The sequence below is a fragment of the Bacillus thuringiensis genome (assembly GCF_001595725.1).
In the GTDB taxonomy this organism is placed as follows: Bacteria; Bacillota; Bacilli; order Bacillales; family Bacillaceae_G; genus Bacillus_A; species Bacillus_A thuringiensis_K.
Map to the genome: position 1 here is coordinate 4,160,170 of NZ_CP014282.1, position 18,432 is coordinate 4,178,601.

An 18,432-nucleotide genomic window follows, 5' to 3' on the forward strand; every position below is an offset into this window, starting at 1 on the left:
GAGAAGCCTTTTTAGGCTTCTCCTTTTATTTTGAAATGGATACAATGTCCAAATGGATCCTCGACTTGTAATATTCCATCTTTGTACGTAGCAATCTTGCCAATATTTTTTAAGCTTTCACATACTTGCTCTTTTTGTTTTTCATCCGCTAGTACAATTGTGAAATATTTTAAACCAACAGAACCTGGCATTTGCGGTGGCACCCCTTCACCTTGCCACGTATTTAAGCCGATATGGTGATGATAACCACCTGCTGATACGAACAACGCTCCATTACGAGCTGGGATCGTTACTTCAAAACCAAGACCATCAACATAGAAACGTTTCGCTTCCTCTAAATCAGCTACATGGAAATGAATATGCCCCATCACAGTACCAGATGGAAATCCATTCCATGTACTTCCTTGCTGTAATAATTCTTCACCAGCTAACGGGTTACTAACAAATGGGAGTTCTCCATTCTCATCACGCCAAACTTCTTTTTGTCGATCATGATAAATTTCAATCCCGTTTCCATCTGGATCAGCTAAATAAAGAGCTTCACTAAAGTAATGATCGGCTCCGCCATGTAGTGGATATACCATCTCTACAAGATGACGAAGAACATTCGCTAAATCCTGTCTACTTGGTAATAAAATTGCGTAATGATATAACCCTGTTCTTGCTCTTTGCTTCGGAAAAGCTTCTTTCTTTTCTTCAATGATAAGAAGTGGTTCATCATTTTCATTCCCAAATGTAACGACTGCTTCTTCTTCTTTTAGCACCTTCATACTTAGTACTTCCGTATAAAACTCTAGTGATTTCTTTACATTAGATACGTATAAATGAACAACATCAAGTGTTGTATCGGGATGAAGTTGAAAACTCATCTTGTTAGCCCCCATTTAAATTAGTTCTTCTTTGACATTTTTTCTTTTAAGAAATTATCTACAAAACCATCAGCTTTTGCAACAAATAAGTATGCACCCATTGCTAATAATGCAAGTTCTAATTCGAAACCAGGATTTTTTCCATCTCCCAATAAACCAGCTGACCATTTCACTTTTACGATTGCTCCAACCATAACAAGTGCAAATAATAATCCAATATATCTTACACCTAAACCTAGAATTAATAATAGGCCTCCAACTAATTCAAATGTTGCTACACCGTATGCAAGTCCTCCTGGTAAACCAATGCTTGTAAACCACCCTGCAATATTGTCAATTCCTGATTGGAATTTTGTTAAACCGTGCATGAAGAATGTTACCCCTAACACGATACGAATAATTAAGTTACCAATATGTTGATTCATTTCTTTCTCTCCTTTATAGTTTTCTTATACAAAACTTTTATTTACATTACAAAACATACACTAATTTTTTTTATTCGTCAATTCATTTTCACTGGGAAAATATATATTTTTTTTGCTATGATACAAATAGTTGTTTACAAAAAGGAGCTTGATTTTATGAATATTGGTTCTGCAATACGTGAAATTCGTCAACGTAGAGGCATAACAATCGCACAAATTTGCGAGGGAACAGGTCTTTCTAAAGGATTTATGAGTCAGGTTGAAAATAATAAAACATCACCATCTATTTCAACTTTAGAAACGATCTCCAACTTTTTAAACGTTCCCCTTCCCTATTTATTGTTAGAGCAAAAAGATCGATTAAAAATTGTCAAAAAAGAAGAACGGAAATACAGTGTATACGGAAAAGATGAACAAAGAATTGAACATGTCGCTGAGCAAGGGGGCCTTCGCCTATCTTTAGTAGAAATACCTACTGGATTCCCGAAAGAAAACTCACCAAATGCCCATGAAGGGGAAGAATGTCACCTTGTATTACGCGGAAAACTAGAAGTTCAGCACGGTGAAGATATTGCAATTGTAGAAGAAGGTGATTCTTTCTCATGGAATGCATGCGTTCCTCATATTGTTCGTAATATAGGAGAAGAAACTGCATTACTACTCATCTCTAGTTATGCGGAAAATCGAAAACGTGTTTACTAAATAATAAAAAAGAAGCCTGCTAAACAGGCTTCTTTTTTATCCCCTTATAATTCCATAACTTGTCCCCACTAGTACAGTCTTTTCGTGTTGATTGCGATAAACTGACTCGATTGAAACTTTTTTATAGCCTTCCATTTGCTCAACATTTGTTAAAGTTAATTCACAAGTGATTGTATCTCCTGTGAAAACTGGTCTAATAAACTCACTTACTAATTCTCTTGCTATGTAATGTAATTCTTCGCCTACTTTCGTTCCAATGCTAGCAGTCAATAAACCATGGACCATTAATCTTCCATTTTCATCATATTCCACATGGTGTCTGCCTTTATCTCCGGTAATATTTGCAAATTCAAAAACCTCTTCCTCAGTAAATCTTCTTTCATATTTAAATACATCCCCAACTTTTATGCTCATTTTTATCTCCCTAACAATAAACAGAATTTTCTTTTATTTTATCATAAAATGCGCCTCAATCCATTCTCTATTATCAATAGCCTCAAAATTACCTCGCTAAACTTTTTACTTTTCATTCATTTATCGGTGACCATCTCTTCTCGCGACTTGATATCCATAATACGCACATGTTCCATTTCTCGATAGCTCTCTAACTTCAAATCCACAGCTTCTATAAAAATCAAAATTGTTCGCAGAAGTATGTGCAAACCAGTCACCATGTGGTAGCTTTTGCAAACAAAGAGCGACAAGTTTCTTACCTAATCCCTTCCCTCTATATTCACATTTCACAACTAAATTTACTATGTTCGCGACCATGATTCCATCAGAAATGACTCTAACCATCGCAACCATCTCTTCTTCATCCCAAATTGTGAATGCCCATGTTGAATTTTCAAATGCTATCGTGAATTTTTCAATTTGCCAAGAAGGGATATTATCATTGCTCCAACCGGCATCTTCGAATAAAGTCTTAATTGCATATGCAGGTACACCATTCGTTCCCTCACGAATAATAAGTCCATTATGATAAATGTACATGTAATCCCCCCTTTATTTTTATATACCATTCTTCAAAAAATGCAATTAACCTTTTTTCATCCAATGCGCCTAATGGAATAAACGAGAACATCCATCCCATGAAATGAAGTTGTTTTCTCATAACTAAGCCCCGTTTTTCTAGCAACAAAGATTGAGGCGGGGTGGTCCGGATTAATAAGAGAAATTAATTTATTCATTCGTAACGCTTGGAAGCCATAGTCTCGAAATGCTGCCGCTGCTTCTTTCGCATAGCCTTTTCCCCAATACTGAGGTAATAACCAATAACCAATTTCAATTTCCTCTTTTCCATCTATCTGCTGCTTTACTAATCCTGCATGACCAATCCGTATCCTCGTTTCCTTTTCAATTAATACAAATAAACCGAGGCCATTTTTATAGCTAGGAATTACCCACTCCTCCAAACTTTTTTTACATTGCATATATGTTTTTAACGTCCCATTTCCAATATAGCGCATTACTTTTTCGTTTCCCCATAGTGAAGCGTAGAACTGTAAATCATCCATTGTATATTTACGAATTTGTAAACGGTCTGTATGAAACATTCCTTCACTCCTTTCTACTAATTTCTTCTTAATTTCACGATCATATTTTGTATGCACAATAAATGTTACCATTTATTATAAATGAATCAACTACATAACGCAGAATATTCAATCTTATAGAAACAAAAAAAAGCAGTAGACAAATATTGTCTACTGCATCCATATCATAACTAGCATAAAGAAAACTACAATTGAGGGGGGTGTAGGATTTTCAAATATACTAGATACTTATCCCGTTCTAACGGGCGGTAAACTTTCCAATTGTTTCAAGTGAAAAGTTTACCGCACATAAGAACTTCCTTCGTTCATTAAGATAGTATTGCTAAATAATCATATACACGCTTAGCTTTCTCTCCACCCATTCGTGCATGCTGAAGAAGAGAAATACCATGAGGACCAGATGCACGTAATGCTTCTGGTTGAGCTACTAAAATAGCTTGTACGACTTCTAATTCCCCAAGCATAGCTGCCGCGAAAATATCCATACGAGCACCCTTTTCTAGTAAATAAAGAGCAATATCTTTACGACCTACATGTGCCGATGCGCCTAACGCACTTTCCCAATCTGATCCACCCCAATTATAAGAGGCGTGAAGTAAGCTTGGTGATTCAACCAATAGCTCTTGTACTTTCTCTAAATCCCCGTGAGCTGCCATAACAAATTCTCTTACTAATTCAGTGGTAATACGCTCTTCTGTTTGCATCGCTCTTCTCCCCTTTTAAAAATTCGTTTCGGTGTAAAAAAAGGCTTGTCACTTCCCTGAAAAATATCTACATCTATGCCAAATACATGTTGAAACATTTCATGGCATAGTACTTCTTCTGGTATACCATCATACTGAATCTTTCCTCGCTTTAATACAAGTAAACGATCGCTATATTGAGCAGCTTGGTTAATGTCATGTAAAACCATTATAATTGTCATTCCAAACTCCTCATTTAATCGTTTCACAAGTTCCATTACTTCCAACTGGTGAACGATATCCAAAAAAGTTGTTGGTTCATCCAATAATAAGACATTTGTACGCTGAGCTAGCGTCATCGCAATCCAAGCACGTTGCCGTTCCCCTCCTGATAAAGAATGTAAAAGACGATATTCATACCCTTCAAGATTTGTAACAGACAATGCCCAATCAACAATTTCTTCATCTTCTTTATTTAAGCGGCTACTCCATGATTTATGTGGACCTCTTCCGAACTCAATTAGTTCTTTCACTGTTAAATCTAATTGATGATCATGCATTTGTGGTAACATTGCTAATTGCTTCGCTACATCAGCACTCTTCATCATATGAATATTTTTCCCATCTAAAATGATGTCCCCTTCGCTTTGTTTCAGTAGCCTTGCTATTAAACGAAGCAAAGTAGATTTTCCCGATCCATTCGGACCAATTAAACTAACGATTTCTCCAGCCTTAATATGTACATTCATATTTTGCATTTGAAATCTTTCAGAGTGTGCGTAAAACACTTTGTTAACGGAAATCACTTTGTTTTCCTCCTCTATGAATTAAATATAAGAAGAACGGACCACCTAAGAAGGACAGTAAAATACCAACAGGCAATTCGATTGGGTCAAACCAACTTCGAGCTATTGCATCCGCAAAAACAAGTAATACCCCGCCGCCAAGGCATGATAAAGGTAGCAAATATCTATAATCATTTCCAACTAATAAACGTAGCATATGTGGTACGACAAGACCGACAAATCCAATAAGACCAGACACACTTACTGCAATTCCAGCTAATAATGTACTTACTACGATTAAATAAAACCGACTTTTTTCCACATTATGTCCTAATAACTTTGCCATTTCATCTCCAAGCATTAACACTCGAATATGCTTAATACCAAAGAAAGCTAATATAATGGCGAATATTGCATAATAAATAATCATGTTTAAATGTGCCCAACTTACACCACCAATACCGCCCGCTAGCCACGGTAACACCGATTGTACTTTGTCACTATGTAATAACATTAATGCTGACGTTGCTGCACCAATTAATGCATTGATCGACACCCCTACTAAGACGATTCTTGAAGGTGGTGCCCCTTTTTGCCATGATAAAGCATAAATAACCATCGCTGTTATGAAAGCTCCTAAAAACGCCCCTAGTGGTAAAAAAGCTAGATGCTGTGGGAATAAAATCATGATGACAATTGCTACAAGGCCTGCTCCAGATGAAACTCCGATAATACCAGGATCTGCAAGAGGGTTTCTCATAACCCCTTGTAGCAGTGTACCAGATGCAGCTAAACATGTTCCTACTATAAACCCAATAAGCACTCTCGGTATGCGAAGATCCCATACAATTCGATGAACTGTCGAACCTTCCTCTTGTATACCTGTTAAAATATCTCGTACAGAAAAGGATAAACTTCCTGCGAAAAGACCGTAAAAGAGAACTAGGATTGTTAATACAACTAAAGTGAATGCTATTATCCATCTTTTTTTCGCAAAAGGATGTTCCTTTTCTCTTACTACTTCACTACTTTCCATACGTATCATTTCCTTACATCTTGTATACTTTTATACATAAAGTCCATTGCTTCTGTAACTTTTGTACCAGGATTAGATCCAAATAAATCAGGTGGCAAAATAACTACGCGGTTTTGTTTTACTGCCGCTAAATTTTTCCACGCTTCATTTTTCATCATTTCGCCTTCGAATGCTTTTTTCACACTTTTTGGATCTCCGTGTGTAATTAAATAAATCACATCTGGATTCGCCTCAATAATACGTTCTATACTTAGCTGTGCATATTGCGGATATTCTTTCGTTTCTGGAAAATCAGAAGCAATATTTTTTCCGCCTGTTTTTTCTAAAATATCACCTGATAAAGATGTTGGTAATGCCGCTAAATAAGTACCTGGTGCGCCATACACTAGCAATGCTTTCACATCGCTCTTTTTCTCATATTTCTTCATTTGATCATTCATTTTTTGATTAATTGCTTTTGCTTTATCTTCTTTCTTCATTACCGTTCCATATAATTCAATATTCTTTTGAATATCTTGTACAGAATTCGCAGAAGAAATGATAACTTGCGTGCCTTGTCTTTCAACCGTTGGCACATTCTTTTGGAATCCATTGTTAGCAACAAGTACATCGGGCTTTAAACTAGCAATTTGCTCAAAGTTCGGTTGATGTGCATTCCCAATTACTTGTGCTTTCTTTAACTCCTCTGGAAGAGTTAATTTCGTATCTGGGCGACCTACTATGTTTCCACCTAAAGCATGAATAATATCCATGTCTCCCATACTTAATGTTGCAAAACTTTCTGGCACTTTATCGAATGTTACCTTTCTTCCTGATAGGTCGGTAATTTCGATTTTCTTTTTTCCTTTTTCTGTTTTGGTTGCAGACGCTTTTCCGTCCCCTTTGGCACTGCAACCTATTAACAAGAAAAAAATAGATAAAATCGCTGTAAATAGCGTAATAGATTTTTTCATTTCTTCACCTCTAATTGATAATGATAATCATTAATCACTATTCTACTTTAATTGATAAGGATTATCATTGTCAACACGAAACGCATACATTTTTCTACAAAAAACAAAAAGCGTGACAAAAAGATTTTTTCTTTTCGCCGCGCTCTAGTTAACAATATTATTCACATTCATTTTCCTCTAGCTGTTCACGCATCACTTTCACACGCTGAAAGAAAAAGAACGATAAACTTAAAAATATAACGATGCTCCCCATCATAACAAAAAATTGGATTGTCTCTTTTGCTCCACTCGGAATCAATAAGCCAACCATTAACAATGTACTTACAGCGAGAAGCATTTGTCCAAACCGAGTATAATCTTCTATTTTTCCTTTTAATTCTTTCATTATATTCTCACTCCTCCATTTCACTGTATCATATTCTATGAAACTGAAAGACCAGTAAATACAGCCATTCTGGGAGATGTTTTCCAATAAAAAAAGAGCCGCTTTTACTGCGGCTCTTTTTTTATCATTATTCACCTTTATATGCTTCCATATAAATTTCTTTCAGCTCTGAAATAAGCGGTAACTTTGGATTAGCAGTTGTACATTGATCTTCAAAAGCTCTTTCTGCTAATACTCCAACAACCTCTTCAAATTGCTCTTTATCGACTCCTTGTCCCGCAATACTCATATTAATATTTAAGCTTTTTCCAAGCTCAATAATTGCTTGGACGAGTGATTCCACCCCTTCTGCTACCGAACTTGCTGGAAGCCCGAGCATTCTCGCTATATGTGCATATCTTTCATCTGCCACAAAGTGCTCATATTTTGGGAACAATGCGTGTTTTCTTGGCTTAATAGCATTATAGCGGACTACGTGCGGCATTAGAATGGCATTTGCGCGTCCGTGCGGAATATGGAATTCTGGTCCAATCTTATGTGCTAAGCTGTGATTAATACCGAGGAAAGCATTTGCAAATGCCATCCCTGCAATTGCAGAAGCGTTATGCATTTTTTCTCTTGCTTCTTCATCATTTCCATCTTTATATGCTCTCGGTAAATATTTGAATACGAGATCAATAGCTTTTAATGCTAATCCATCTGTATAGTCATTTGCCATAACAGACACATACGCCTCAATTGCATGTGTTAAAACATCCATACCAGTATCTGCTGTTACATGTGGTGGTACTGTCATTACAAATTGTGGATCAACAATTGCTACATCTGGTGTTAATTCATAATCTGCAAGCGGATACTTTATATTATTTTTCTTATCTGTAATAACCGCAAATGGTGTCACTTCTGATCCCGTTCCTGATGTCGTTGGAATCGCAACAAACTGCGCCTTATTTCCTAATTCCGGATATTTACATGTACGTTTTCTTATATCTAAAAATTTCTGTTTAATGCCATAGAATGTCGTTTCTGGATGCTCATAGAATAACCACATTCCTTTTGCTGCATCCATAGCTGAACCACCACCAAGTGCGATAATTACATCTGGCTTAAAACTTCTCATCATTTCCGCACCTTTAAACACAGTTTCATCTGATGGGTCCGGCTCAACCTCAAAGAAAACTTCCACTTTCACATCATTTACATGTTTACGTAAATAATGCGTAACCGTATCTACATATCCATGCTCAACCATTCCTGGATCCGTTACAATAAATGCTCGTGAAATGTTAGGCATATTTGCTAAATAAGCTGTAGCATGTTTTTCAAAATAAATTTTTGGTGGCAGTTTGAACCACTGCATATTCTTTTTTCTATTTGCCAGCCTTTTTATATTTAATAAATGAGTCGCTGTTACATTTTGGGAAACTGAATTCTTTCCGTATGAACCACAACCAAGTGTAAGTGATGGAATAAATCCATTATATATATCCCCTATTCCACCTTGTGATGAAGGTGCATTTACAATGAGACGGCAAGCTTTCATACGTAACCCAAATTGCTTTTGCACATCTTTATTTGTAGAATGGATAACTGCTGAATGTCCTAAACCACCGAGATTTAACATTTCTTCGCAATATGCAAATCCTTCTTCTAAGGAATTCGCTTTTACACAAGCTAATACTGGGCTCAGTTTCTCACGAGATAGTGGATACGCTGCTCCGATACCTTGTATTTCAGCTACAAGCATTTTTGTATTTTCAGGTACAGTAATCCCAACTAATTCGGCAATATACTGTGCTGATTTCCCAACAATATCACTATTTACTGCACATGTATTTTCGTTAATAACAAGCTTTTCTAATTGCCTTCTCTCTTCTTCTGTTACAAAGTAACAATTGTTTGCAATCATTTCTGTTTTCACATCATCGTAAATTTCCTTATCTACAATGATTGCTTGCTCAGATGCACAAATCATACCGTTATCAAATGTTTTTGATAAAATTAAATCATTAACTGCTCTTTTTACATGCGCCGATTTCTCTATGTAGCATGGTACATTACCAGGGCCTACACCTAGCGCTGGTTTCCCAGTAGAATAAGCCGATTTCACCATACCAGCCCCTCCAGTTGCTAGAACGAGTGCTACACCATCATGGTTCATCAATTGTTTCGTCGCTTCAACAGACGGTCTTTCAATCCATTGAATACAGTGTTTTGGGGCACCAGCTTTCATCGCTGCATCATATACGGTTTTCGCTGCTGCCACAGAACATTTTTGTGCGGAAGGATGAAATGCGAAAATAATTGGATTTCTTGTTTTTATCGCAATTAACGCTTTAAACATTGTTGTCGACGTTGGATTCGTTACTGGTGTTACTCCAGCTACTACACCGACAGGTTCCGCGATTTCTATTATTTCTTCATGAGGATCTTCGTGAATAATCCCTACCGTTTTATCTTGCTTTATACTATGCCAAATATATTCAGTGGCAAAAATATTTTTAATGCATTTGTCTTCATATACACCACGGCCAGTTTCTTCAACTGCCAATTTTGCTAGCGGCATATGTTGATCAACACCTGCTAATGCCATTTCATGAACAATGTTGTCAATTTCTTCTTGTGTAAAACTTTCTAATGCTTGTAAAGCTTGTTGACCATTATTTACTAGCGTATCAATCATCTTTTTTACTTCCTGCATTTCATTTACAACTTTCTCTTTGACTACCATGTGAATTTCCTCCTATTCTACTATTACGGTCCTTATATGTCCCTGTAGGTCAAAATAAGTCCCAATTAACACAAAAAAATAGAGATGCTTTCCTACATGAATTTCATTGTTTGTGAAATATTTCACAAGTTTATTTGTGAGTAACATTTCCTGAATTCAATATACACGAAATCATTTCGTTTGTGTATGTCTATTTTGTGAAATGTTTCACAAAATAACATAATACAAAATACACTGCTAATATTAGCAGTGTATTTTGTATTATGCTAGCGCTTGTGCTAAATCTTCAATTAAATCTTCACCATCTTCAATACCGACAGAAATACGAATTAATGTATCTGTAATTCCTAATTCTTTGCGGCGATCCGCTGGGATTGATGCATGTGTCATTTGAGATGGAATAGAAATTAAACTTTCTACCGCTCCTAAGCTTTCAGCAAGTGTAAAGTATTGTAGTTTCTCAAGTACTTTATTTAATGTTTCTTCACTATCTACATCAAATGAGATAATAGCACCAAATCCGTTTGCTTGTTCTGTTGCTAATTCGTGATTTTGATGTGATTCAAGACCTGGGTAATATACTTTATTTACTTTTGGATGATTATTTAAGAACTCAGCAATAGCACGTGAATTCGTTTCATGTTCTTCCATACGAATTCCTAATGTTTTTAAACCGCGAAGTAGTAAGAAGCTATCTTGTGGCCCAAGAATACCTCCTGTTGAGTTTTGTACAAAATGAAGATCTTCTGCTAGTTGTGGGCTATTTACAACTACTAAACCTGCAACTACGTCACTATGACCTCCTAAATATTTCGTTGCACTATGAAGCACAATATCTGCTCCTAAAGAAATCGGCGACTGCCAATATGGCGTCATGAATGTGTTATCAATAATTGTTAATAGGTCTTTCTCTTTAGCAAGAGTAGATATTTTCTTAATATCAGTAATTTTTAGTAGTGGGTTCGTTGGTGTTTCCACATAAATTGCTTTCGTATTTGGACGAATTGCTTCTTCAACTTCCTCTAAGTTTGTTGTATCTACAAATGTATGCTCAATACCGAAACGGTTTAATACTTTCGTAATAACGCGGTATGTTCCACCATAAACATCATCTGTTAAAATAACGTGGTCACCTTTTGAGAACAACATAATTGTCGCTGTAATAGCAGCCATTCCTGAACCAAATGCAAATCCAGCATGCCCGTTTTCTAATACAGCAATCATTTCTTCTAAAGCTGCACGTGTTGGGTTACCTGTACGTGAATATTCATATCCTTGATGCTTACCAACTGCTTCTTGTTTGTACGTACTTGTTTGATAAATCGGTACGTTTACAGATCCAGTTGAAGGTTCTCCTATGCGAATACCATGAATTAACTTTGTCTTTGCTCTCATTTTTTATTCCCATCCTTTGTATATGTCTTTACTTAAATAGCGCTCACTGCTATCAGGAAAAATGGTTACAATATTTGTACCTGGTGGTGCCTTCTCTGCCTCCAGTAAGCTCGCATGAAATGCTGCTCCTGAAGAGCTCCCAACGAGAAGTCCTTCTTTTTGCGCTAATTCTTTCACTCGTAAAAATGCATCTCGATCAGAAATCGTATGAATTTCATCAAAATAAGATGTCTTCAAAAATGGCGGGATAAATTCCAGTCCAATTCCTTCGGTCTCATGTGAACCAGCCTTACCACCATTTAAAATAGATCCTTCTGGCTCTACGATAACTGTTTTAATATCTATATTTTTTTCTTTCAAATAAGATGCAGTCCCCATAAACGTACCGCCAGTTCCTGCTCCAGCAACAAATATGTTAATCTCTCCATTCAATGCGTCCCACAATTCAGGTCCTAATGTTTTAAAATATGCACGAGGATTTGCCTCATTTGCAAATTGACTTGGAGAGTATGAATTCGGTATTTCATTTACTAACTCTTTTGCTTTTGCAATTGCACCGGTCATTCCTTGCTCAGTCGGTGTGTGCACGACCGTTGCACCTAGCGCTTTCATTAATTCTTGTTTTTCAATACTAAATTTCTCTGGTACACAAACGATAACACGTAAATCATATTCTAATGCTGCAAGTGCCAGTCCAATACCAGTATTCCCAGCAGTGGGTTCAATAATTGTTCCACCTTGGGTAACAAGCCCTTTTTCTAGTGCATCTTCGATTAATTCTCTTCCTAAACGATCCTTAACGCTTCCGCCTGGGTTATAAAATTCAAGCTTTGCAAATAAACGGACCCCTTTCGGAAGTGGAAAACGAGTAATTTCTACAATTGGTGTATGACCAATTAACTCATGAACTCCACGATATACATTCATCGTGTTCTCCCCCTTGTTTGCCAATAAAGAAAAGGCAACTGTATGTATTTTCTTTATATGAGACAGTTGCCTTTTTGTTACATTACTTTAACTCTTCTAACACTTTTACGATAAAGTTTGTAGAATGAAGAGCTGCTTGATCTAAAAACTGATCAAATGAAACATTTGATTCTTTACCAGCAATATCAGAAAGTGCGCGAATGATAACAAACGGAATTTCATATTGGTGGCATACTTGTGCAACAGCTGCTGCTTCCATTTCTACCGCATAAAGATTTTCAAATTTATCACGGATGGCTGCAACGCGGTTCGGATCACTCATAAATGAATCACCTGTTGCAATCATACCTTTTACAACTTGAATATTTTCTTCAGCCTGCATACATTTCTCAGCTAATGCAACTAACGCCTCATCAGCTTTAAATCCAGGCGGCATTCCTGGTACTTGACCATATTCATAGTTAAATGCTGTTACATCTACGTCATGGTGACGAACTTCAGTGGAAATAACTACATCACCAACGTTTAGAGAGTGATGGAATCCACCTGCTGAACCAGTATTAATTACTTTTTCAGGCTTATATTTTTCTAATAAAATTGTCGTTGACATCGCTGCATTTACTTTACCAATACCAGACTTTAACAAGATTACTTCATGCCCTGCTAATAGCCCTTTCGTAAATTCACAACCTGCAACCGTTTCTGTCTCTGCTTGTTCTAATTTGTCACGTAAAATACGTACTTCTTCTTCCATTGCTCCAATTACGGCAATTCTCAATCTAATCCCTCTTTCTATTGCTTAGTTGCCTCCATTACCCAAACGAAATGATTTAATCTCGTGAACGTTACATGGAAGCCATTGTTTTCAAAAATAGTCTGCATAACTGGAATACGTGTATAGTATTCCGTTTGCAAATCGTTTGCTAACTGGTGGAAACCTCTTTGTTTTGCTGTTTCAACAGTTTTATCATATGCATCTTGATCTGCAAATATCGTATCAGCAAACACTATTTTACCACCTTTGTTTAGCAATTGACTATACTTCGCAATCGCTACATTTTTTTCATCATCTGTTAAATGATGAAATGCATAGGTGCTTACAATGGTATCAATTGAATTTGGAACTTCAAATGAAAGAAAATCACCGTCTGTAATTGAAAATTCTTTTGGTAATTTCTCTTTTGCAATCATGCGCATTTCACGCGACGGTTCTATACCGTAAACTGTGCGGCCAGCAAGTAATAATTTATTTGTTAAATTACCTGTACCGACACCAAATTCTAATACATTACCAAATGACTTGTTAACTACATCCTCTAGAATGTCCTCATAATGGGCGAAAACTTCTTTATATTGTATATCTTCGCCTTGTACAAATGAGTCGTACGTATGAGCCCACTCATCAAATAAACCATTAAATTCTGTACCCATAAAAATTCCCCTTTTTCTTATCGGTTTTATCAGTATGATATTCCCTCTTTCTAAAAATGTCAATTGAAATGTACATGGTATTTCCTTCTTTTCTTTGTTACACTATAGTTGATTACATAGGAGAGGGGCCGTCTTCATGTCATTTACCTTTGAAATGTTAGAAGATAAAGTAGAGTTTTTTGAAGCGGGAGACTTAGCTTCTTTAGAACGAAAAATTAGTGAACAAATTGATAATAATAAAGCACTTATGCTTGAAGTTCATCACATCTCACATCAAATGGTTATGGATCCTGAAAGCAAAAGACCGTATTATAGCGCGGTTGTTCATTTTAAATTAAAGAAATTGCGTTAACAAAAAAGAGAAGCTCCTAAGGAGCCTCTCTTTTTTAGTTTAGAGTTTGAACAAGTACTGGTTTCCAGCCCTCATTGTCTACCCAATCAATATTTACATAATATCTTTTCCCACTTTGCTTATCTTGAACATCACCATAAGCTTTGCTCTTTCCAGTTTTGTCTCTTCCAACAAAATGGAATACTAATTGCTCTTTCGGTACTTCAATACCCGCAGCAATTGCACTTTGCATCTCATTCCAATCTGATGACCCCTGTTTAAACGTCATCGCCGGTGATGAACCTTGTTCTGTTCCTACAGCTTTCCAAGAAGGTTTTGTGTAAGCCTCTTTTGCCTTGGATACAGTTTTTTCAGCTGATACTTTCTCGTTAGCTTTCGCTTCTTCTTCAGCTTTTTTCTGTTCTTCTTCAGCCTTTAACTTCTCTTCTTCAGCTTTTTGCTTAGCTTCTGCTTGCTCTTGTTCTTTTTCTTTTTTCTTAGCAGATTCTTTATCTTCTGATTTTCCAGCTTTCTCATTCTTTGTTGTTTGTTGAGAGACTTTCTTATCAGTAGAAGATGCTTGCTCTTTCGTACTAGGAACGAACAATTGATATGCTACAATAGCTACTAATAGTAATACAATAGCGATTGCAATATTTAAAACACCGTTTTGACGACGTTTTTGTTGTTTCTGTTGGAATCTTGATCCTCCTGCCATTCTCCAAACCTCCATGCAGTTTTTCCTAATTGCTATTGTAACATTAAATCTAGAAAGGTTGAACATTTACAATGATATTTTCATGAAATGAAGACATTTCACTATAAATTGCAAGATTACTTTTCATTCTCCAATTGATAGATTGCTCCCACCATATCTTTAAAAATAGGTGTAACTTTATTCACTTTGCTATCAGTCTCTAGATCAACAACAACTAAAGCATATCTTGGATTCTCATACGGAAAATAACCTGCAAACCAGCGATTCACCCTCGTCCCTTTCCCTGTTTGCGCTGTCCCGGATTTTCCAGCGACACTTAGTGGCAACGAACGGAATGCCGTTCCTGTTCCTTTCTCCCTTGTTACAACGCCTCTTAATAACTCTTGTAATGTTTTCACTGTTTCATACGAAAGCTGTTTTCCATTTAACGTATGGCTCTCAAATGTAAAAAAATCCGCTCCATTTTTATATACTATTTTTTCAACTGCTTTCACTTCCATCTTTTCTCCATTCCTCGCAATCGTCGCCATCATATTTGCAATTGCTAGAGGTGATATACGTACATCTTTCTGTCCAATTGCTGTTTGTTCTACCGCTTTTTTACTATTTTTATTTTCTTCATTCCCCCAAATAGTAGTACCCTTTTCTTCTGGCATTTGCTCAAAATGAGGTGTATGAAATACAGAACCTTTCCATCCAACCTTTTCATTTGCTCCTAAAGCTGCTACGTATGTTTCTAGCACCGTCTTATCCTTTTGTAATAGCTCGTTACCTAACTCGGAAAATGTCCTGTTACAACTCCTAGCAAAGCTCTCTTTAAAGTTAAGTGTACCCATCCTAACTTGCGGGTCGTTTTCACCATATAAATCTTTATTACAGTTAAATGTCCGATTAAACAAATTTACTTTTTGATCAATGACTGCAGCTGCAACTACTGTTTTAAAAACAGAGCCTGGAAAATGTGGCGTTAACATTTGATTTTCAAGTGTAGTTTTATATAAATTCTCATCCCTTACTTGTAAAGACGGCTTACTAGCCATCGCTAATATTTCATTTGTCTTTACATCTAGTAATACTAGTCCCCCCTTCTTTATTTCGTTCGCTTCAATCACTTCTTCTGCTTTTTGCTGCAACTCTTTATGTAAAGTAGTTTGAATCCTAACTGGATAAAATGGATTTCCTGGTGAAGTGTATTTCGCTTGCTTTCCGAAAATTGGTTCTCCTTGCCGATCTACTTGATATAATACTTTTGCCTCTCCATCAGTCAATAGAAATTCATCAAATGATTGCTGTAATCCTGAAATACCTATCGGCGTTTGTTTTGAGATTCTTTTCAATTCTCCATATCGCTTTTGAAACTCCCTTTCGTTCTCCCCTACATCACCAATTAAATGATTTATCTCTCCAGTTTGTTTTAATCGCACTTCAGCTGCTACAATACCTAATACATGTAATTCATTTACCTTCTCCATCTGCTCTCGTGTCACTCGAAATGGAGCAGTTTCTCCTTGTAGTGTAAATGCATTTTTATTATTTTTCATTTGTCTTCTAATCTCTTGTCTCGACACACCAATGATATGCGCGATTTTCTCTAACATGTCATTTTTTATTTGTAAAAATGGAAAAATAATTAAAACAGGATATTTTTCCTCACCTATTTTTTTACCATTACGATCTATAAACTGCCCACGTCCATCGTCTACTGTAATGGATTGTGTGCGTTGCGTAACACTTTTTTCAATTAAATTTATTTTGCGATCAGTAAATGATTCTGTATCTATAATTTGAATTTGGATTAAACGACAAAGCAATACAAACATAACGCACATAAAACAAATTAAAACAATTGTAATTCTCCGTTTTATTTTCATAAAAAACACCTCGTCTATTGTAGTTTAGACGAGGTACTATTTTATTTATACAATCTCCAAAACAAAAACAGATATTATATAAGGCTATTATTGTTTCTTTGGCTTCTCTAAAAATTTCATAAGAAGCGATCTAAATTCAGTTTCATTCACTCCAGTGTTTTTAGCAACTTCAATTACAGTGGTTGTTACATTAGCCGCTATTTTTAAATAATCCTTACTAAGATTATCCATTTCATTTCTTTTTTCTTTTGCATTCTCAACTGTTACAGAATCAATACAAGTAATCATCTTATCTACAATATGTAAATAATTATTTTGTGCATCTATTATTTTTTGAATATCATCTTTATTACTTACTTTCGATTGTTTTAAATATGTATATGCTTGATTCACTTCATCTTTTAAAATTTTATCATTATTCTTCGCCTGTTCTTGTAACATATTCTTCATATCATCTATTGTTTTTTGATCCATCGAATCTCGCAATAAATAATCTGGATTCCCAATTGCGTAATCATACTTAATCGTTACATCTTGAAATATTTTCATGACAATAGCTAATTGATACGCTACATCAAAATCATTAAATTCCTTTTTATCTTGTGGATTTTCTAAGGTTTTTGAACTCTCAGTTGCTTTAATATCCTTTTTTTCTTCTTGCTTTACTTTTTCTCCCTTTGATGATGTAGTTTCTTCATTCGTTCCGCATGCAGCAAGTCCTAATATGGATATACTACACACCAATCCTGTAAAGATTTTATGTTTCATAATTAGCCCCTTTTCCCTTTTAAAACCTATATTCTCCAATTATGATATCAAATCTTAAAGTGTTTTTTTGACATTTTTTGTCGAATCACTCTAAGGTTTACACAATTTTTTTCATTCTACAGAAAAAAAAGATTCTCCCGATAGGAGAATCTTTTTTTATTTTACAGAGACAATCTCTACTTGCATTTCTCCGCCTGGTGTTTGGATTGTTACTTTCTCACCAATTTGCTTACCTAATAAGCTTTTTGCGATTGGAGAATCGTTAGAAATTCTTCCTTCGAATGGATCAGCTTCCGCGCTACCTACGATTGTATACGCTTCTTCATCTCCGTTTGGTAATTCTTTAAATGTTACTGTTTTACCTAATGTAACAACAGTAGATACTTCGCCAGTATCTTTAATGATAACTGCGTTACGAATCATATTTTCTAATTGTGTAATACGTCCTTCTACGAACGCTTGCTCATCTTTCGCTGCATCGTACTCAGAGTTCTCAGAAAGATCCCCGAAGCTACGTGCGATTTTAATACGTTCTACTACTTCTTTACGTCTTACTGTTTTTAATTGCTCAAGTTCGTTCTCTAGTTTTTGCTTACCCTCTTGCGTCATAGGGTATGTTTTTTCTGTTGACATATTTTCCACTCCTTTTATATACCAATCCCCTGAAAAAAAGAGGAGTTCCATATGAAAACTCCTCCGCTTCCATTGTTAGCGGAGGTTTCTAGTACCCTTGCACTAGCGGAGTTGTCACATACAACCCCGTATTTCCAATTCTTCTTTATATAAAGAAGATATGTATGGAAAGTTGATATAAATATGCCCTCACCTATATATAGATGAGGTTGCATGTTTCATTGTATTCGATA

At 35.9% G+C, this 18,432-nt stretch carries 21 protein-coding genes; 2 read left to right on the forward strand and 19 right to left on the reverse strand.

The annotated features are described in order from the left end of the window. Window positions 1–11: 11 nt before the first annotated feature. Entirely contained in the window at window positions 12–869 is an 858-nt protein-coding gene (locus AXW78_RS20790) for a VOC family protein (protein ID WP_000009836.1), read from the reverse strand. Between the two features lie 20 nt (window positions 870–889). Beyond that, window positions 890–1,294 (reverse strand): DoxX family protein, encoded by a 405-nt coding sequence (locus tag AXW78_RS20795; RefSeq protein WP_001071553.1) that lies wholly within the window; start codon window positions 1,292–1,294, stop codon window positions 890–892. Window positions 1,295–1,450: 156 nt separating this feature from the next. Between AXW78_RS20795 and AXW78_RS20800 the strand changes: the two genes are divergently transcribed. Further along, window positions 1,451–1,996 carry a helix-turn-helix domain-containing protein gene (locus AXW78_RS20800; RefSeq protein ID WP_001020693.1) on the forward strand — a complete coding sequence of 182 codons (546 nt, stop codon included), beginning with the start codon at window positions 1,451–1,453 and terminating at the stop codon, window positions 1,994–1,996. A gap of 36 nt (window positions 1,997–2,032) precedes the next feature. Here AXW78_RS20800 and AXW78_RS20805 read toward each other — a convergent pair whose 3' ends face one another. The 13 genes from AXW78_RS20805 to AXW78_RS20865 all read right to left on the reverse strand — a co-directional run bounded on the left by AXW78_RS20805 (window position 2,033) and on the right by AXW78_RS20865 (window position 13,878). After that, window positions 2,033–2,410, reverse strand: a complete 378-nt coding sequence (locus AXW78_RS20805) for a hotdog family protein (protein ID WP_000025015.1) — start codon at window positions 2,408–2,410, stop codon at window positions 2,033–2,035. 120 nt (window positions 2,411–2,530) lie between these two features. Beyond that, window positions 2,531–2,989, reverse strand: a complete 459-nt coding sequence (locus AXW78_RS20810) for a GNAT family N-acetyltransferase (protein WP_000276119.1) — start codon at window positions 2,987–2,989, stop codon at window positions 2,531–2,533. Window positions 2,990–3,045: 56 nt separating this feature from the next. After that, window positions 3,046–3,624: a GNAT family N-acetyltransferase gene (locus tag AXW78_RS20815; protein ID WP_000256013.1), complete on the reverse strand. Its 579-nt coding sequence runs from the start codon at window positions 3,622–3,624 to the stop codon at window positions 3,046–3,048. A gap of 236 nt (window positions 3,625–3,860) precedes the next feature. Next, window positions 3,861–4,256 (reverse strand): ankyrin repeat domain-containing protein, encoded by a 396-nt coding sequence (locus tag AXW78_RS20820; RefSeq protein WP_001192765.1) that lies wholly within the window; start codon window positions 4,254–4,256, stop codon window positions 3,861–3,863. Further along, window positions 4,223–5,041, reverse strand: a complete 819-nt coding sequence (locus AXW78_RS20825; RefSeq protein WP_000626529.1) for an ABC transporter ATP-binding protein — start codon at window positions 5,039–5,041, stop codon at window positions 4,223–4,225. Before AXW78_RS20825 ends, AXW78_RS20820 begins: the two co-directional genes overlap by 34 nt. Next, window positions 5,028–6,056 carry a FecCD family ABC transporter permease gene (locus tag AXW78_RS20830; RefSeq protein ID WP_002164188.1) on the reverse strand — a complete coding sequence of 343 codons (1,029 nt, stop codon included), beginning with the start codon at window positions 6,054–6,056 and terminating at the stop codon, window positions 5,028–5,030. The genes AXW78_RS20825 and AXW78_RS20830 overlap by 14 nt, the downstream gene beginning before the upstream one ends. Before the next feature lie 5 nt (window positions 6,057–6,061). Then, on the reverse strand, window positions 6,062–7,009 hold the full coding sequence (locus AXW78_RS20835; RefSeq protein ID WP_061884593.1) for an ABC transporter substrate-binding protein: 948 nt from the start codon (window positions 7,007–7,009) through the stop codon (window positions 6,062–6,064). A gap of 157 nt (window positions 7,010–7,166) precedes the next feature. Then, on the reverse strand, window positions 7,167–7,394 hold the full coding sequence (locus AXW78_RS20840) for a YrhC family protein (RefSeq protein ID WP_000661266.1): 228 nt from the start codon (window positions 7,392–7,394) through the stop codon (window positions 7,167–7,169). Between the two features lie 127 nt (window positions 7,395–7,521). Beyond that, complete coding sequence (adhE, locus tag AXW78_RS20845) at window positions 7,522–10,125, reverse strand: bifunctional acetaldehyde-CoA/alcohol dehydrogenase (protein WP_000260496.1); 2,604 nt, start codon at window positions 10,123–10,125, stop codon at window positions 7,522–7,524. A 261-nt stretch (window positions 10,126–10,386) separates the two neighbouring features. Continuing rightward, a complete protein-coding gene (locus AXW78_RS20850; RefSeq protein WP_001201908.1) occupies window positions 10,387–11,520 on the reverse strand; it encodes a bifunctional cystathionine gamma-lyase/homocysteine desulfhydrase in 1,134 nt (377 codons plus the stop codon). A 3-nt stretch (window positions 11,521–11,523) separates the two neighbouring features. Further along, window positions 11,524–12,447, reverse strand: coding sequence for an O-acetylserine dependent cystathionine beta-synthase (locus tag AXW78_RS20855; protein ID WP_001103851.1), 924 nt, complete (start codon window positions 12,445–12,447; stop codon window positions 11,524–11,526). A gap of 82 nt (window positions 12,448–12,529) precedes the next feature. Then, on the reverse strand, window positions 12,530–13,225 hold the full coding sequence (mtnN, locus tag AXW78_RS20860) for a 5'-methylthioadenosine/S-adenosylhomocysteine nucleosidase (protein WP_001217024.1): 696 nt from the start codon (window positions 13,223–13,225) through the stop codon (window positions 12,530–12,532). A 14-nt stretch (window positions 13,226–13,239) separates the two neighbouring features. Further along, window positions 13,240–13,878: a class I SAM-dependent methyltransferase gene (locus tag AXW78_RS20865; protein WP_000536315.1), complete on the reverse strand. Its 639-nt coding sequence runs from the start codon at window positions 13,876–13,878 to the stop codon at window positions 13,240–13,242. 136 nt (window positions 13,879–14,014) lie between these two features. Here AXW78_RS20865 and AXW78_RS20870 point away from each other — a divergent pair, with 136 nt between their 5' ends. Continuing rightward, window positions 14,015–14,230, forward strand: a complete 216-nt coding sequence (locus tag AXW78_RS20870; protein WP_000010984.1) for a YrzA family protein — start codon at window positions 14,015–14,017, stop codon at window positions 14,228–14,230. A gap of 34 nt (window positions 14,231–14,264) precedes the next feature. On the opposite strand, the gene AXW78_RS20875 is transcribed toward AXW78_RS20870, so the two are convergent. From AXW78_RS20875 to greA, 4 genes are all read right to left on the reverse strand, one after another. After that, entirely contained in the window at window positions 14,265–14,927 is a 663-nt protein-coding gene (locus tag AXW78_RS20875; protein ID WP_000897101.1) for a YrrS family protein, read from the reverse strand. A gap of 116 nt (window positions 14,928–15,043) precedes the next feature. Beyond that, entirely contained in the window at window positions 15,044–16,798 is a 1,755-nt protein-coding gene (locus tag AXW78_RS20880) for a peptidoglycan D,D-transpeptidase FtsI family protein (protein ID WP_000695140.1), read from the reverse strand. An 87-nt stretch (window positions 16,799–16,885) separates the two neighbouring features. Then, window positions 16,886–17,566 (reverse strand): hypothetical protein, encoded by a 681-nt coding sequence (locus AXW78_RS20885; protein ID WP_000680879.1) that lies wholly within the window; start codon window positions 17,564–17,566, stop codon window positions 16,886–16,888. A gap of 156 nt (window positions 17,567–17,722) precedes the next feature. Beyond that, window positions 17,723–18,199, reverse strand: a complete 477-nt coding sequence (greA, locus tag AXW78_RS20890) for a transcription elongation factor GreA (RefSeq protein WP_000102591.1) — start codon at window positions 18,197–18,199, stop codon at window positions 17,723–17,725. Between the last annotated feature and the right edge of the window lie 233 nt (window positions 18,200–18,432).

Coding starts and splice junctions, on each gene's coding strand:
- AXW78_RS20790 (WP_000009836.1), bottom strand. CDS start 869: ATGAGTTTTCAACTTCATCCCGATACAACACTTGATGTTGTTCATTTA.
- AXW78_RS20795 (WP_001071553.1), bottom strand. CDS start 1,294: ATGAATCAACATATTGGTAACTTAATTATTCGTATCGTGTTAGGGGTA.
- AXW78_RS20800 (WP_001020693.1), top strand. CDS start 1,451: ATGAATATTGGTTCTGCAATACGTGAAATTCGTCAACGTAGAGGCATA.
- AXW78_RS20805 (WP_000025015.1), bottom strand. CDS start 2,410: ATGAGCATAAAAGTTGGGGATGTATTTAAATATGAAAGAAGATTTACT.
- AXW78_RS20810 (WP_000276119.1), bottom strand. CDS start 2,989: ATGTACATTTATCATAATGGACTTATTATTCGTGAGGGAACGAATGGT.
- AXW78_RS20815 (WP_000256013.1), bottom strand. CDS start 3,624: ATGGTAACATTTATTGTGCATACAAAATATGATCGTGAAATTAAGAAG.
- AXW78_RS20820 (WP_001192765.1), bottom strand. CDS start 4,256: ATGCAAACAGAAGAGCGTATTACCACTGAATTAGTAAGAGAATTTGTT.
- AXW78_RS20830 (WP_002164188.1), bottom strand. CDS start 6,056: ATGGAAAGTAGTGAAGTAGTAAGAGAAAAGGAACATCCTTTTGCGAAA.
- AXW78_RS20835 (WP_061884593.1), bottom strand. CDS start 7,009: ATGAAAAAATCTATTACGCTATTTACAGCGATTTTATCTATTTTTTTC.
- AXW78_RS20840 (WP_000661266.1), bottom strand. CDS start 7,394: ATGAAAGAATTAAAAGGAAAAATAGAAGATTATACTCGGTTTGGACAA.
- adhE (WP_000260496.1), bottom strand. CDS start 10,125: ATGGTAGTCAAAGAGAAAGTTGTAAATGAAATGCAGGAAGTAAAAAAG.
- AXW78_RS20850 (WP_001201908.1), bottom strand. CDS start 11,520: ATGAGAGCAAAGACAAAGTTAATTCATGGTATTCGCATAGGAGAACCT.
- AXW78_RS20855 (WP_001103851.1), bottom strand. CDS start 12,447: ATGAATGTATATCGTGGAGTTCATGAGTTAATTGGTCATACACCAATT.
- AXW78_RS20865 (WP_000536315.1), bottom strand. CDS start 13,878: ATGGGTACAGAATTTAATGGTTTATTTGATGAGTGGGCTCATACGTAC.
- AXW78_RS20870 (WP_000010984.1), top strand. CDS start 14,015: ATGTCATTTACCTTTGAAATGTTAGAAGATAAAGTAGAGTTTTTTGAA.
- AXW78_RS20875 (WP_000897101.1), bottom strand. CDS start 14,927: ATGGCAGGAGGATCAAGATTCCAACAGAAACAACAAAAACGTCGTCAA.
- AXW78_RS20880 (WP_000695140.1), bottom strand. CDS start 16,798: ATGAAAATAAAACGGAGAATTACAATTGTTTTAATTTGTTTTATGTGC.
- AXW78_RS20885 (WP_000680879.1), bottom strand. CDS start 17,566: ATGAAACATAAAATCTTTACAGGATTGGTGTGTAGTATATCCATATTA.
- greA (WP_000102591.1), bottom strand. CDS start 18,199: ATGTCAACAGAAAAAACATACCCTATGACGCAAGAGGGTAAGCAAAAA.